The following is a 13,510-nucleotide window of genomic DNA, read 5'->3' on the forward strand; positions in this document are numbered from 1 at the left end:
AATGAGCATTGAAATGATCGGCTGGGACATCGGCGGAGCCCACCTCAAAGCGGCGGCGTTGAATGGCGCCGGCGAAATCGTCGCGGTCATTCAGGAGCCCTGTCCCTTGTGGCTGGGCTTGGATCGACTGCATGGCGCCATGAGCCGAATCCTGGAAGCCATTTCGCCGAGACCGGGCTGCCGCCATGCAATGACCATGACCGGCGAGTTGGTGGATTTTTTCGAAAACCGGGAGCAAGGCGTGATTGCCTTGGTCGAAGCGATGATTCAGCGCTGTCGGCAGAATTCGGTGCAGGTGTTTGCCGGACACGACGGGTTTCTCGATGCCAATGCCATCACCCCGGAAAGCGTTCCAAAAATCGCTTCGGCCAACTGGCTGGCGAGCGCGCTCTGGGTGGCGGAAAATCTGCGCGATGCCATGTTCGTGGATATCGGGAGCACGACCACCGATATTGCGCTGATTTGCGGCCACCGGGTCGAAACTCGAGGCTATACCGATTATGAACGAATGCGTTACGATGAGCTGATTTATACCGGGATAGTCCGTACCCCGGCGATGGCGCTTGCCGATCGGGCGCCCTTCGAGGGCGAGTGGATCGGTATCATGGCCGAACATTTCGCGACCACTGCCGACGTCTACCGGCTGTGCGGAGAATTGCCCGAGCACGCCGATCAGATGCCGGCGGCCGATAGCGGCGAAAAAACCGTCCAGGGAAGCGCCCGGCGTCTAGCTCGCTTGTTCGGGCGGGATGCGGAGTCGGCATCGTTGAAGCAATGGCGGCAGGCGGCCCGGTTCTTCCGCGAGCGGCAACTCGCGAAGCTTCGTTCGGCTCTGGATCGCCAGCTTTCGCGCGGCTTGATCGGCGACGATGCGCCTTTGATCGGTGCTGGCGTGGGACGATTTCTGGTGCGAGAATTGGCGGCACGATCGGGTTTTCCTTATAAGGACTTCAGCGAACTGTTTTCAATGTTGACGTCGCAAAACGATTTTCACGCTTCGGATTGCGCCCCAGCCGCAGCCGTAGCTTGTCTGGCATTGCGGGAGGTGGGGCGGACATGACGCCGAGAATCGAAGAGCTGCCTTATTTCGAGGACAGCGCCGCTTTGTTTCTGCCTTGGGCGGAGCGGCGCTGGGCGGTTTTTCTGGATAGCGGATTTCCGCATAGCCGACAGGGACGTTACGACATCATCGCGGCGGATCCCGTCGCGACGCTGGTCACGCGCGGGCCGCTCACCGAGATTCGATCGCAGGGCTCTATCACACTGTCGCCGGATGACCCGTTTACCCTGGTCAAGCAATATCTCGGCGAAAAGGCTCCGCAGCTTCCGGGCCTGCCTTTCTGCGGCGGCGCTATCGGATACTTCGGCTACGATCTGGCGAGGAGGCTGGAGAAACTGCCCGACAAGGCCCTGGATGCGGAGAACATCCCGGAAATGGTCGTCGGCATCTACGATTGGGCGGTCGTCGTGGATCACTGGGCGCGCCGTACCTGGCTGGTCGCACAAGGGCGCGATCCCGCCCTCGCGGTACGCTGGCCCCACTTGGTTCAGGCCTTCAGCCAAATCCAGACCATCGGATGGCAGCAGGCCGACTTCTATCTGCTCAGCGACGTCGTCTCGAATATGAGCCGAGCCTATTATGCAAAGGCTTTCGGACGCATTCAGCATTACATTCGCGAGGGTGACTGCTATCAGGTCAATCTGGCGCAGCGCTTTTCGGCCTATTGCATAGGACATCCCTGGGCGGCCTACCAACTTTTGCGGCCTTACAATCCCGCGCCGTTCAGCGCCTATCTCAACTTCCCGCAGGTTCAGGTGCTGAGTTCCTCGCCGGAGCGCTTTCTCAAAGTGACCAACGGCATCGTTGAAACCAAGCCGATCAAGGGCACCCGCCCTCGGTCGCAGGACCCGCACGCGGACGCCGCCAAGGCGCAGGAACTTCGGGACAGCGTCAAGGACCGCGCGGAAAACCTGATGATCGTGGATCTGCTGCGCAACGACATCGGCAAGAACTGCGAGCCGGGCTCTGTCCATGTGCCTAGTCTGTTCGAGATCGAAAGCTACGCTACCGTGCATCATTTGGTGAGCACAGTCCGCGGTCGATTGTCCGAAGGACATAGCGCCGTGGATCTCTTGCGCGGCTGTTTCCCCGGTGGTTCCATTACGGGAGCGCCGAAGATTCGTTCCATGGAAATTATCGAGGAGCTCGAACCGCATCGGCGGGGCGTCTATTGCGGCTCGATCGGCTATGTCGGCTTCGACGGCAACATGGACAGCAACATCGCCATCCGTACCTTGGTGCACTCGGACGGTACGATCCGCTTCTGGGCCGGCGGCGGTATCGTGGCCGATTCAGTCCTGGACCAGGAGTACCAGGAGTGCTACGACAAAGCTACCGCCCTCTTGCATCTGCTCGAGCAATTCCAAGTCCAGAGGACCGGTGCCGATCACATGGGTCGTTAAGCTGGGCGGCAGCCTGGCCGACTCGGATACTCTCCCGTTCTGGCTGGATGCTTTGGCCGATGCGAACCTCGTCATCGTGCCGGGAGGCGGGCCTTTCGCCGACCAGGTCCGGTCGGCGCAGCAACGCTGGTCGTTCGGCGACGAGGCGGCTCACGCCATGGCGCTCTTGGCCATGGGGCAATACGGTTTGATGTTGAGCGGATTGTGCCCGAAGCTCGGAATCGCGAGCGATGTCCCTGCGCTTCGAACTTTGGTGGAATCCGGCCGCTCCACGATTTGGCTGCCCGGTTTGTCCCTGATGAACGATCCGGGCATTCCCGCATCTTGGGAGGTCACTTCGGACAGCCTCGCGGCTTGGCTGGCCGGACGTTTGAATGCCGCGAATTTGCTCCTGGTCAAATCGGTGGCGATCTTTTCAGACGATACTTCGTACGGCGGACTTGTCGCGCAAGGCGTGGTCGACGCCGCTTTCGAGCGCTTTTCCGCCAAGGCCGCGTTCGCAGTCTGGCTCGGTCACCGGCAAGATCACCCGCGCGTGCGGGCAGGTCTGCGAGAGCCATCCCATGTCTTTACGCGCGTTAATCGCTCCGCCGGATAAAAAAGTTCCGGGTTTGATCGAAGTAAAAATGAATGCCCGTGGAAAGTGTGCACGCGGAACAGCCGGAATGTGCCGAGCGAACGAAGACCGGCGTGTTCCGTTAGGGATCTACTTTCTTTGCGCTCAGTAACACGATGGCGGCTCTTGGATGGTTTTTGGTGAAGACAGAGATTAAATCGCATGTCGATTAGAGTGCGTTATTTCGGAAGCCTCCGGGAAAAAATGGGGCGAGTGGACGACAGTCTTGCCGCGGAAGACATCGATACGGTAAGCGACGTGTGGAAAGCGGTGAGCGAAGGCCAATATCTGCCGGATCGTATCCTCTGTGCGGTGAATATGGACTATGCCGATCCGGACGCGCCGGTCAAGGACGGCGACGAAGTGGCTTTTTTTCCGCCGGTGACCGGGGGCTGAAGTGCTGATCGAGCTGCGCCCGACCGGAATCGACCCTTACTCGGAACTACAGCGCTATCAAACGGAAACACTGGGCCACACCGGAAAATACGGTGCGACCTGCTCATTTGTCGGCACCATGCGCGACTTCAACGAAAATGAGACAGTCCGGCACATGTTTCTCGACCATTATCCCGGCATGACCGAGCGGCAGCTCGAGAAAATCGTCGAAGAAGCCCAGACCCGCTGGTGTTTTTTGGATGCGCTCGTCATTCACCGTGTAGGCGAGATACTTCCCGATCAGCCCATCGTGCTGGTCGCGGTGTGGTCCTCCCATCGCGGCGCGGCCTTCGACGCCTGCCGCTACATCATGGAAGAGCTGAAAAGCCGCGCGCCGTTTTGGAAAAAGGAAACCCTGAAGGAAGGCGAGCGCTGGGTGGAAAAGAATACCAGCGGCTATTGACGAGTTCCGCCGGATGCGCGGATCGTAGGTCGGCAATCCTTTGTCGACGCCCAGTCATGTTTTTCCAGCCGCGTCATGTCGGGAAAGGATTCCCGACCTACATATCCGGATCCCTTACACTGAATCGGAAAACGCTCTACCGGCCGGAATTCGACAGCGGAGCGGCCAAGACCATCGCCCAATAAGGCGAGCCTCCGCCGCCGCTGCTCGCACAGGCGACACCGACTTCGTCGAAATCAGCCTCCATGATGGCGGAACAATGCCCGGTGCTGTCGAGCCAACTCCGCATGACTTCCCCCACCGTGCGCTGCCCCTGGGCGATGTTTTCGCCATAAACCTCCCAGTCATAGCCGGCTCGGGTAATGCGGTCCCCCGCCTTTCGTCCATCCCGGCCTCTGTGCGAGAGTCGGTCGTTGCGGCTCATCTCCTCGGCCTGTTTTTTCGCCGCTTCGAACAGCTTTTGATTCCACCGCAGCGGCTTGGCGGGTCGAAATCGCTTCCGGCCGCAGTATCTCGGCTTGGCACGAACGGCTTTTAGTTCCTCGAGGATTTCGCGCCTGATGGTGTCGGCGGAAGGGCATCGGGCTGTTGGAGCTTCGCGGGCGAAGACGGGCAGTACCAAACCAGCGGTCAAAATCAGGCTAAGGACGAGTCGTGTCATATCGGTTTTTTGGGCTGCGCCATCTCCAAATACTGTTGTTCGATGTTCAGAAAAGCCGTTCCCAGTTCGCCTACGGCTCGATAGAAACGAGCGGACCGGGCTTCTTTCAGATCGCTGAAGAAGCGCATGATCCAAGGCGCCAAGTGTTTAGCGAAAAAATCCGCCTCGCGTCCGTCTGCCTCGATAATCAGAAGGCTCATCGCTTCGCACAGCGCGGCGACATGATCCTCGGGTTCTTTCGCCGATGCCTGCCGTTCTAAACCTAAGCTCCGAAGCTCGTCGCGCAAGGCGGCCAGAGGCTTTTCCATGAGAAAGCCGGTGAGATACCAGGAAGCATAGGGTAGCAACTCGCCGCGGGTCGGGCCTATGAACGCCGCTTGATATTCCTCGGCGAGCTCGATTTCGCCGGCGTCGCGGGCGGCAACCGCCAGCCTTTTCCAGGCTCGCGCCAGCGGTGGGTCGTTGGGACTCTCCTCGCATGGAATGGCGGCGATCCGTTCCAGCAGTTCCCTATCCGGTGCGGCAGCCAGAAGCCGGGCCAGCAGAGCGTAGGTTTCCGCCCGCCATCGATCTTCTTCGGGAATAGGCGAGGGCATGGTGTCGTTCATGGTTTTTGCGACAGGTGTTCGAAATGGGCCTTGACCCGGCAGTCGTCGCACATCAGAAGCCGACGGAGGTTCGGCCCCTGAAACATCGGGTGGTGCTGCAAGCGCTGGGTGATGGTCTTGATCATGGCGGCGGTCGCGAAGGGCTTTCCGCACTCGACGCAGCGGAATACCGCCTCCTCATGCAGCAGGCGCACACGCCGCGCCTCCTGCTGATCGAAGAGATAACGCGGCGCCAGCGAGATGGCGTGTTCCGGGCAGGCTTTCTCGCACAATCCACATTGGACGCAATTGGCTTCGATAAACTTGAGTTGCGGGACGTCGTGTCCGTCGGCCAAGGCGCGTTCCGGGCAGACCGAGACGCAGGCGAGGCACAGCGTGCATTTTTCCTTATCCACCCGAATCTCGCCGAACGGCGCTCCGGCGGACAGGACTGTCGATTCCGGCTGCGACGGCGCTTGCCGGTATAGATGCTCGATCGCGAGGCGGATGACGGTGCGCTTGTCATCGTCCGCGGCGAAACGGGCGTGTGTCCGGCATGGCGAAGCAGGGAGCGGTTCAAGAGCACTCGGCCAATCCTCCGCGCAAATCAGGCGTATCGAATCGGACGGATAACCCATGCCGGACAGGATTTCGCCGGCGTAACCGATTTGCTCGGCCAGAACTCGCCGGGTCGGCTCGGTCAGTTTTCCGGCCGCCAATAAAGTCACGCGCTCGAAGCCGTAAGCCAAGGCGGACAGCCAAAAGTCCATGCCGCTCGCTCCCAGAGCTTCCAACTCATAGGGCAGAACATTCTCCGGCAGTTCGGATTCGTACTCGGCTATCCAGGTCGCGCCCGCGCTGCTGTCGTGCAACAAGAGTTCGGGTCGGTCGCCGCCCGCCTCGAAAAAAGCGTCCAGCATGAGCCGCAAGCACTTCAAACTGTCTATCCGGCGCGGATACAGGTAATTCATCGCTCCCGAGGGACAAACCGTGGCGCACTCGCCGCAGCCCTGGCAGCGATAGGGATCGACCGAGACGCGATCGCCGCGGGATTCGATAGCCCCGGTTCCGCAGGCATCAAGACATGATCTGCAGCCCTCGATGCGGCTCGCGCCGTGAGCGCAGAGTTCGGGCCTATATTCGAAAAACTTGGGCTTGTCGAACTCGCCGACCATTTCGGCCAGCGCATTCAGGGCCTGTTCCCGCTTTTCCGCGTCTCTGCCCGGTGCGAAATAGCCGATCGGCGGGACGGGCAGATCGATAGCCGGTGGGTTTTGCAGATCCAGGATCAGATCGAAAGCGGTTTCCGGCGGCAGCAGCGCAACTCGGGCATCGATGCGTATCCCGCCACAGCGTGTTTCCACCCGAAAAGCCCCCAAATGGCCTTCGATGTTTATGTCCGCACACGGCTCCAAATAGGGAATTTCCCGGCTTTTCAACGACTCGGCCAGCGGCTCTGGCGGACTATCGGTAAACAGGACAAAGCGGCGCAGCATGGCCGGAAGGCGTTCCGTTACCGGGACAACGGCATCGCTGTCCCCGATGATCAGCAGGCGTCCGTTCGACCGGTACGATACCCATGTAGTCGGTTCGGTCTCGTAAGCGGATGCTTGCCGCGGATTCGGCCGGCAACTGTCGGGTGATTGGGGCATTCGGGAAGAAAAATCAGCTTGAAGATTCCGCCTGGTCGGTGCTGTTCGGAGCGTTGTCCGCCATTGCCGTTGCAGGGGACGATTCCGGGGAGCGGGCAGTATCGGACGTGGTCGCCTGGGCGCGTTCCAGGGCCCAACGCATGTCGGAGGTCATGAATTCGCCGCGGGGCTCGAAAACGGTGTAGTCGCCGTCGTAGTCGTCCAGCCCGTCGCGCACGGCAAATTCCGGCCGTCGAAACAATTCGCGCAGGGCGAAAGCGTCGAACGACGCGTTTTCCGCAGCCTCGGCCGACCCATCGCTAGCGACTTTCGGCAACTCGGCCACATCGTTATTCTTTGTCGCGTTAAGCTTCGCTTCAGCCCAACGCCTGAAGAAAGAATCGTGTTTCTTCATTTCGGCAAACTGCGGTTAATTCGGTTTTCGGAACTGCGTTGGAGATCTGTTTCTGTCCCCTGTGACAAGGCGGAAGATCGGAACCGTGAACATTACCACCGTAGCCATGGGCCTGGAAAGAACGTGTTCGGACCCAAGCCTGTTGCTTGAATCGTAGGAGTTCGCTTCATGCCGCCGTTCGGCAAATCCGTCGCCCGGAACGTTTATTTCCACGTAAGCCTGCTGGACACATTGGAGCCGGAATCGCGCGACGCGATTCACGCCGCCGGCCGCGTTGCTCAGATCCATCCGGGCGAGGACTACAACGTCGTCAAGCTGAACCGGGAGCAGAACAGCGTTTCGCTGCTCGATTATTCGGGTTTTTTCGAAGAAGGCTTTCCGGTTCTACGCCGCTACTGGACGGTCGACCTCGAAAAGCACACCGTCCGCTTCCGCACCTACGAGAACTCCCTCAACCCGCCGATATTGCATCGCAAGGAACTGCTTCTGCCCGCAAGCCATCCGCAACGGGAAATGTTCGAGGCTTTGACCTCAGCTGCCGAGCAAATCGGCCTGTTCGACGACCCTTGTCGCATCGGGTTCAAGCAAGCCTGGGAAATCCTGCTGGCACAGCGCGGGTTCAGATTGGCCGGGCATGAACTGGTGCCTATCGGTAATGACGAATCGGATTCCCCTGGTCTCCTTACCTCTATTCCCCCCTTTGGAAAAGGGGGGCTAGGGGGGATTGGCGGCATCGCCCGCCACCTCACTGCGCTCACCCGCTACGGATTCTCCGCGCCGATCCAAACCCTCGCCCGGTTCGGCTTTCTGGACGGTTCGAAAACAGTGTTCGACTACGGCTGCGGACGGGGGGATGACGTGCGCGGACTCAGGGAAAACGGCATCGAAGCCGCCGGTTGGGACCCCTATTACGCGCCCGAGGAAACCCGGCGGAACGCCCATATCGTCAACCTGGGGTTCGTGATCAACGTCATCGAGGACATGGGCGAGCGCGTCGAAGCCCTGCAAGGCGCCTATCGGCTGGCGGAGGAACTGCTGGTGGTTTCGGCCATGCTGGCCAACCCGGACGCCGTGCGCGGCACGTCTTACGGCGACGGCATTCTGACTTCGCGAAATACCTTTCAGAAATACTATACCCAGTGCGAACTCCGCGCCTTCATCGCCGAAGTATTGGACGAAGAGCCTTTGCCGGTCGGCCCCGGCATCTTTTACGTCTTCAAGGACAAGGACGCCGAGCAGCGTTTCATGGTCGGACGGCTGGAGAATCGGCGGAACATCCTGCGACTCTCCCATCTCTCCCGCCCGGCAAAGCCGGCAAAAATCGGCAAGGCGGAAGCCAAGTATGAAGAACATCGCGAGCTCCTGGATTCGCTGTGGGAAAGCTGCCTGAAGCTCGGCCGCGACCCCGATCGCAGCGAGTTTCCACATTCGGGCGCCGTCGCCGCCCAGTTCGGCTCGCTGCCGGCGGCCTTGCGCTTCGTCAAGTCCCGCAAGGAAAACGCCGATGCCATCCTGGAACAGGCCCGGCGATCCCGCATCGACGACCTTCGCGTCTACTTTGCCTTGTGGCAGTTCGAAAAGCGGAAACCCTACCGCCATCTCGAAACCCGCTTGCAAAAGGACATCAAAGCCTTTTTCGGCGACTACCGGACCGCCCTCGAATCGGGCCGGGAACTCCTGTTCGCCGCGGCCAGCCCGGAGACCATCGAACGAGCCTGCCGGGAAGCCGCCGAGCAAGGCATCGGCTGGCTGGAGGAGGGCGAATCGCTGCAACTTCCCACGCGGCTGGTGGTGCAACTGCCCGCCATCCTGCGCGCCTATGTCGGCTGCGGCGTTCTTCTCTACGGCGACGTGAGCAGCGCCGATCTCATCAAGATTCATATCCGTTCCGGCAAGCTCACCCTGATGAGTTTCGACGATTTTTCCGGCAAACCGCTGCCGCGAATGCTGCAACGGATAAAGATCAACCTTCGCACCCAGGAGCTCGACATCTTCGATTACGGCGAGCCGTACGAACCGCCTTATCTTTACCGGAAATCCCGCTTCATCAACGAAGAGTTCCCCAATTACGCCGAGCAGCTGGCTTTCGACGAAGCGCTGGAAAACCTGGGAGTAGTCGACTTCAGCGGCTACGGCCCCAGCCCCGCGGAATTTCACGGTCGCCTCGAAGCCGCCCGCTGGACCATCGACGGCTTCCGCCTCGTCCGCAGCGGCAGCATTCCCAATTTAAACGCCCCTTGCGGACGTTATTTCACCTACCGCCAACTGATCGAATGCGGCGAGACTCAAGCCCGCACCGGCTTACCCAACCTGCCCAAGGAACCCGACAGCTATTCCGCGCTGTACGATCTCGCCGTCAACATTCTCGACCCGGTGATCGGCTATTTCGGGATGATCGAACTCACTTACGGTTTCTGCTCGCCGGAACTCGCCAAAGAGATTCCGGCCCGAATCGCCCCGGAATTGGACCAGCACGCCGCCCACGAACTGAACCGGAAAGGTAGACCGATCTGTCCTCGGCTCGGCGCGGCGGCGGACTTTTTGGTGCGGGACGAAAACACGGAAGAAGTCGCCCGCTGGATCATGGCGAACCTTCCCTACGACCGGCTGTACTACTATGGCCCGGACAAGCCGGTGCACGTCAGCTATTCGCAGAGTCCGGCGGGGGAAGCGTACGAGATGAGAGTGGTTGGAGGAAAAAGGGTGCCTAGAATTTTTGAGTGACGAAGTGTCAGATTCGTAGCGCTGTCCTGAGTACCTTTCCGTGGTACTATGCCTCCAGCTAGACTAAGGTTAGTCCACCTGCCGGGAGCACAGCATGCACCACGTCAACATTCACGAAGCGAAAACCCATTTCTCCAAGCTGGTGGATGCGGCAATGGCCGGCGAGGAAATCGTGATCGCGAAGGCCGGCAAGCCTGCCGCTAAGCTTGTCCCTTATCGCACCGAGACTCGAAAAACCATCCGATTCGGCGTGATGAAAGGCGAGATCGAAATTGCCGAAGACTTCGATGCCCCCTTGCCCGATGAGATCGCCGCTGCTTTTGAAGGTAGCGGCCAGTGAGATTGCTGCTCGACACTCATGTGCTTCTGTGGGTATTGGCCGATGATGCTGCCTTATCCAATACGGCGCGTGCCGAGATCGATCGGGCAGAGGCGGTTTATGCAAGTGCGGCTTCGATATGGGAAATCAGCATCAAATCAGCTTTGGGAAAGCTCAAGATCGATCAGCGTTGTCTGCCGGATCGTCTGATCGAGGCGGGCTTTCTCCCATTGCCCGTCACCTGGGAGCATGCCAATGCCGTGCGGAAACTTCCCAATCTCCATCGCGATCCGTTTGACAGGATACTCATCGCCCAAGCGATTACCGAACCCTTGCGGTTCATGACCGCGGATCGGGCCTTGGCAGGCTACTCTGAACTGGTCGTTCTTATATAGGTCGGCCGGCTCGGTCGTTTTCGATTTCCGATACTACGGAGACAAACGAATTTCTCCGTCCTTGAAAACCGCCATCATCAGAGCGGCTCTTGCTCTGCAATTCCTCGGTGCTCAGCCCCACGTCACAACCCAACCGCAACATAGTGCCGATGCCAGGACAAGCGGCCAAGGTCCGGCCATAGGGCTTGGTCCTTTGGCCCAATGATAGGACGACCCGCCAAAGTTATGAGGAAACCGGCGGCGTTCGGGGCAGCAGTCATTTGCCGGGACGTTAAAACTCTGTAGTCACCGTCTACGCTCATTAGGCCTTCATCGAAAGCCCAATGGCAGAGGCGGCATAACGCCATCCCGTTTTGTACATCATCGTCCTTGAACTGACTCCACGGTTTGATATGCGCGGCTTCCACCGCAGTATGGCCGTCTGGCGTCACGATACGCACGCCACACAGCGCGCAGCGATGGTCATAACAGTTCACGATCACTCTTCGGAATCCTTGATCCCGTACGGCGTCGGCATAGGGCACTTCCGTGGATGGCTCTTTGATTTTGTGCGCTTTGGCCTCCAGCTCCAAGCTGTATCGAAAGGCTTGGTGTTGCACACCAAGCTCCGCCATCAGGATGGTTTGGCCTTGATCCGACAAACAGGCACGCAGGAGGGCGTCAGTCAGCTTGGTGCGACTCTCCGCGTACGTCATGTAGCGAAATAAGTCTTCATCCAAGTTAGCCCCCAAAGCCAACTGACGTAACTGCGAAACGCTAGAGACGCCATTGATAGCCTCGCGGCTGATTTGCCTTCCTGGCAAAGGTACCAATTCCCAAAATGGCTCACTGTGCAGGCGGGAGAATGGAAAAGCGATACTGCTGGTTTGGGTAATAGGCATCAGCGCCCGCCAGTAAGCGGAAAATAAGTCATTCAGCTCGGTAATTTCATCGGCAATGCTGATGAAGCGGGAAGTAATCTCTCCTCGCGCGATCATCTCCATGATGGCCAAGAGCAAAAGTGGTTTGTGCGGCGCTTTGTGGCGCGTAGTTTCCGGAAAGATTCGGTTCGGGGCACGCTTTAACTGGGCAAACTGGCGGTAGTAGTCTTCTAGTTCCATATCACTTTTTCCAATACGCTGCCTTGTCCGGCAGTATCCAGCGCACACCACCGCGCGGGTCGGCTTGGTCCCCTAGGTAGCGGGGGATGAGGTGGACGTGCAGGTGGAGGACGGTTTGGCCGGCAGCAGGCCCGTCGTTGATGCCGATGTTGAAACCGTCGGGTTGGAAGTGACCTAAAACGTCTTTCTTAGCCAAGTCGAGGAACTGCAACAGGCGCGCGCGCTCGTCGGCAGAGGTTTCGAAGAATGAGCCCACATGACGCCGTGGCATTATTAGCGTGTGGCCGGGGGAAACGGGATAAGCATCCCGGATTACGACACAGAGATCGTCACCTACGATTATGCGTTCAGGCGACAATTGGCAGAAAGGGCAGTCTTCGCTCATGGATTTTTACTCAAACGCTTCGGTGGCAACTATTGCCACTTAAAGTTTCCGCTAGGACTGAACCGCCTGCGCAACAATCAGCCAATACTTGACGACCGAGGCCATATCCCTGCCGACCCCGAGCCGAACCTTGGCCTTGTCTTCGAGCACGTTTGGGTTCTCGCACCAGGCTTGATAGCGTTTAGTCAGCGAACCGAAGCGCACGGGAATGGTTTCATGGCGTCCGAGGGTATATCTATCCGGGTTAAGCGGGATCATCTTTGTGGTACCGGTCATAGTTGCTTCGGATCTGCCTGCAATGTCCCCAAAACGACCTGGAGCTGTTTGATCAGGGGCGGCAGGTCGACGCGGATCAGGGCTTCGACGATGTCGTAGTCGACATCAAAATACTCGCGGATGATACGGTTGCGAGTGTCGGCTATGTCTCGCCAAGGCACGACCGGATGCTTGGCTTGGGTTTCCTGGGTCACGTGTTTGGCCGCCTCGCCCAGGATCTCCAAAAGCCGCGTTAAGGCCAGGGCGGTCTCGCAGTCGGGGTCGAGACGGCCCACCTCCTTGCCTTGGGCCAACTCGCAGGCCCGGCGTGCTGCATCGAGCATATGACGTATGCGGGCCGTGTCGTCGAGCTTAGGGCGTTTGCGTTCTACGCTCATACTGCACCTCGGCTTCTCTTGCCACTTCATCGCGGAAGTAACGGCTCAGACTCCGGTAGGTGTGTAGGTCCACGGGGCGCCCCAACAGATCGGAGAGATTGCGCTGTAACCGAACGAAACCCAAGCCCGGCGTGTGTCCCGGCTCGAATTCCACCAATACGTCTACATCGCTTTCTGGCCCGAAGTCCTCGCGCAGCACCGAGCCGAACAGGGCGAGCCGCTGCACGTGGTAACGCCGACAGAGGGATTGCAGAGCCTTTTGGGGAATTTGTATATGAACGGTCATTTGCCTATCCCGTACAGCGTAAACGCGAATACTCCAACAACCTCCAGCGGCACTCGGTCCACGGCTCCATTCATGAAAATTTTAGCGGTCTTGGGCATAGGAGATCCCTGTTTCGATATAAAACAAGCGTATACCGCAGATGTGGGACATTCACAACTTCAGGACGACAACACGAGCGGAAGCACGCCGTATCAGAACTTCCGTTACTCGTCGGCGGCAAACCTTCATCTTCTACCATGGAGGAATGGCGGGGCAGAAACTTGTATTCGCCTTTCGGCGGGCCGGACGGAAACTGCACATCGTCCTCGTCGAACCGAGATCAATCGGGATTCGGTCTGCAACAGCGGCGAAAATACTTGACAAGCACGCTCGGAATTTGACCCGGTGTGCCGCAGATTGTTTAATTGGCACACGTTTACAGCTTTCCTTGAGGCTTG

At 59.0% G+C, this 13,510-nt stretch carries 17 protein-coding genes; 8 read left to right on the plus strand and 9 right to left on the minus strand.

Annotated features, from left to right (window positions below; genetic code table 11):
- The first annotated feature begins 1 nt into the window (after position 1).
- The 5 genes from JOD69_RS06160 (at position 2) to JOD69_RS06180 (ending at position 3,917) form a co-directional block, all read left to right on the plus strand.
- Entirely contained in the window at positions 2-1,060 is a 1,059-nt protein-coding gene (locus tag JOD69_RS06160) for a hydantoinase/oxoprolinase family protein (RefSeq protein WP_086133689.1), read from the plus strand.
- On the plus strand, positions 1,057-2,463 hold the full coding sequence (pabB, locus tag JOD69_RS06165; RefSeq protein ID WP_077732045.1) for an aminodeoxychorismate synthase component I: 1,407 nt from the start codon (positions 1,057-1,059) through the stop codon (positions 2,461-2,463). The genes JOD69_RS06160 and pabB overlap by 4 nt, the downstream gene beginning before the upstream one ends.
- Complete coding sequence (locus JOD69_RS06170; protein WP_156881143.1) at positions 2,441-3,061, plus strand: amino acid kinase; 621 nt, start codon at positions 2,441-2,443, stop codon at positions 3,059-3,061. The genes pabB and JOD69_RS06170 overlap by 23 nt, the downstream gene beginning before the upstream one ends.
- 180 nt (positions 3,062-3,241) lie before the next feature.
- Positions 3,242-3,475 carry a molybdopterin converting factor subunit 1 gene (gene moaD / locus JOD69_RS06175; protein WP_077732044.1) on the plus strand — a complete coding sequence of 78 codons (234 nt, stop codon included), beginning with the start codon at positions 3,242-3,244 and terminating at the stop codon, positions 3,473-3,475.
- A gap of 1 nt (position 3,476) precedes the next feature.
- The gene (locus tag JOD69_RS06180) at positions 3,477-3,917 is read left to right on the plus strand and encodes a molybdenum cofactor biosynthesis protein MoaE (RefSeq protein WP_077732043.1); all 441 of its coding nucleotides are present in this window, start codon (positions 3,477-3,479) and stop codon (positions 3,915-3,917) included.
- 136 nt (positions 3,918-4,053) lie between these two features.
- Here the strand turns inward: JOD69_RS06180 and JOD69_RS06185 are convergent, their stop codons facing one another.
- From JOD69_RS06185 to JOD69_RS06200, 4 genes are read right to left on the minus strand one after another with little or no spacing between them, the layout of a single operon-like run.
- Complete coding sequence (locus JOD69_RS06185; RefSeq protein ID WP_086133687.1) at positions 4,054-4,578, minus strand: CAP domain-containing protein; 525 nt, start codon at positions 4,576-4,578, stop codon at positions 4,054-4,056.
- Positions 4,575-5,186, minus strand: coding sequence for a molecular chaperone TorD family protein (locus JOD69_RS06190; RefSeq protein WP_086133686.1), 612 nt, complete (start codon positions 5,184-5,186; stop codon positions 4,575-4,577). The genes JOD69_RS06185 and JOD69_RS06190 overlap by 4 nt, the downstream gene beginning before the upstream one ends.
- Entirely contained in the window at positions 5,183-6,817 is a 1,635-nt protein-coding gene (locus JOD69_RS06195) for a 4Fe-4S binding protein (RefSeq protein WP_086133685.1), read from the minus strand. The genes JOD69_RS06190 and JOD69_RS06195 overlap by 4 nt, the downstream gene beginning before the upstream one ends.
- 13 nt (positions 6,818-6,830) lie before the next feature.
- Positions 6,831-7,211, minus strand: coding sequence for a DUF3306 domain-containing protein (locus JOD69_RS06200; protein WP_086133684.1), 381 nt, complete (start codon positions 7,209-7,211; stop codon positions 6,831-6,833).
- A gap of 168 nt (positions 7,212-7,379) precedes the next feature.
- On the opposite strand from JOD69_RS06200, the gene JOD69_RS06205 reads away from it, so the two are divergent.
- The 3 genes from JOD69_RS06205 to JOD69_RS06215 all read left to right on the plus strand — a co-directional run bounded on the left by JOD69_RS06205 (position 7,380) and on the right by JOD69_RS06215 (position 10,649).
- Positions 7,380-9,935, plus strand: a complete 2,556-nt coding sequence (locus JOD69_RS06205) for a DNA phosphorothioation-associated putative methyltransferase (protein ID WP_086133683.1) — start codon at positions 7,380-7,382, stop codon at positions 9,933-9,935.
- Between the two features lie 94 nt (positions 9,936-10,029).
- Entirely contained in the window at positions 10,030-10,275 is a 246-nt protein-coding gene (locus JOD69_RS06210) for a type II toxin-antitoxin system Phd/YefM family antitoxin (protein ID WP_077732038.1), read from the plus strand.
- On the plus strand, positions 10,272-10,649 hold the full coding sequence (locus JOD69_RS06215; protein WP_077732037.1) for a type II toxin-antitoxin system VapC family toxin: 378 nt from the start codon (positions 10,272-10,274) through the stop codon (positions 10,647-10,649). The genes JOD69_RS06210 and JOD69_RS06215 overlap by 4 nt, the downstream gene beginning before the upstream one ends.
- Positions 10,650-10,771: 122 nt before the next feature.
- On the opposite strand, the gene JOD69_RS06220 is transcribed toward JOD69_RS06215, so the two are convergent.
- Genes JOD69_RS06220 through JOD69_RS06240 form a run of 5 tightly spaced genes read right to left on the minus strand, consistent with a single transcriptional unit; the run spans position 10,772 to position 13,073 of the window.
- Positions 10,772-11,749 (minus strand): HNH endonuclease, encoded by a 978-nt coding sequence (locus JOD69_RS06220; RefSeq protein ID WP_077732036.1) that lies wholly within the window; start codon positions 11,747-11,749, stop codon positions 10,772-10,774.
- 1 nt (position 11,750) lies between these two features.
- On the minus strand, positions 11,751-12,134 hold the full coding sequence (locus tag JOD69_RS06225; protein ID WP_077732035.1) for an HIT family protein: 384 nt from the start codon (positions 12,132-12,134) through the stop codon (positions 11,751-11,753).
- Between the two features lie 51 nt (positions 12,135-12,185).
- Positions 12,186-12,410: a DUF4007 family protein gene (locus JOD69_RS06230; protein WP_077732034.1), complete on the minus strand. Its 225-nt coding sequence runs from the start codon at positions 12,408-12,410 to the stop codon at positions 12,186-12,188.
- Entirely contained in the window at positions 12,407-12,787 is a 381-nt protein-coding gene (locus JOD69_RS06235; RefSeq protein WP_077732033.1) for a HepT-like ribonuclease domain-containing protein, read from the minus strand. The genes JOD69_RS06230 and JOD69_RS06235 overlap by 4 nt, the downstream gene beginning before the upstream one ends.
- Positions 12,762-13,073, minus strand: a complete 312-nt coding sequence (locus tag JOD69_RS06240; RefSeq protein ID WP_077732032.1) for a nucleotidyltransferase family protein — start codon at positions 13,071-13,073, stop codon at positions 12,762-12,764. Before JOD69_RS06240 ends, JOD69_RS06235 begins: the two co-directional genes overlap by 26 nt.
- Positions 13,074-13,510 lie beyond the last annotated feature (437 nt).

It is taken from the genome of Methylocaldum sp. RMAD-M (assembly GCF_017832375.1).
Classification (GTDB): domain Bacteria; phylum Pseudomonadota; class Gammaproteobacteria; order Methylococcales; family Methylococcaceae; genus Methylocaldum.

Coding starts and splice junctions, on each gene's coding strand:
- JOD69_RS06160 (WP_086133689.1), top strand. CDS start 2: ATGAGCATTGAAATGATCGGCTGGGACATCGGCGGAGCCCACCTCAAA.
- pabB (WP_077732045.1), top strand. CDS start 1,057: ATGACGCCGAGAATCGAAGAGCTGCCTTATTTCGAGGACAGCGCCGCT.
- moaD (WP_077732044.1), top strand. CDS start 3,242: ATGTCGATTAGAGTGCGTTATTTCGGAAGCCTCCGGGAAAAAATGGGG.
- JOD69_RS06185 (WP_086133687.1), bottom strand. CDS start 4,578: ATGACACGACTCGTCCTTAGCCTGATTTTGACCGCTGGTTTGGTACTG.
- JOD69_RS06190 (WP_086133686.1), bottom strand. CDS start 5,186: ATGAACGACACCATGCCCTCGCCTATTCCCGAAGAAGATCGATGGCGG.
- JOD69_RS06195 (WP_086133685.1), bottom strand. CDS start 6,817: ATGCCCCAATCACCCGACAGTTGCCGGCCGAATCCGCGGCAAGCATCC.
- JOD69_RS06200 (WP_086133684.1), bottom strand. CDS start 7,211: ATGAAGAAACACGATTCTTTCTTCAGGCGTTGGGCTGAAGCGAAGCTT.
- JOD69_RS06205 (WP_086133683.1), top strand. CDS start 7,380: ATGCCGCCGTTCGGCAAATCCGTCGCCCGGAACGTTTATTTCCACGTA.
- JOD69_RS06210 (WP_077732038.1), top strand. CDS start 10,030: ATGCACCACGTCAACATTCACGAAGCGAAAACCCATTTCTCCAAGCTG.
- JOD69_RS06220 (WP_077732036.1), bottom strand. CDS start 11,749: ATGGAACTAGAAGACTACTACCGCCAGTTTGCCCAGTTAAAGCGTGCC.
- JOD69_RS06225 (WP_077732035.1), bottom strand. CDS start 12,134: ATGAGCGAAGACTGCCCTTTCTGCCAATTGTCGCCTGAACGCATAATC.
- JOD69_RS06230 (WP_077732034.1), bottom strand. CDS start 12,410: ATGACCGGTACCACAAAGATGATCCCGCTTAACCCGGATAGATATACC.
- JOD69_RS06235 (WP_077732033.1), bottom strand. CDS start 12,787: ATGAGCGTAGAACGCAAACGCCCTAAGCTCGACGACACGGCCCGCATA.
- JOD69_RS06240 (WP_077732032.1), bottom strand. CDS start 13,073: ATGACCGTTCATATACAAATTCCCCAAAAGGCTCTGCAATCCCTCTGT.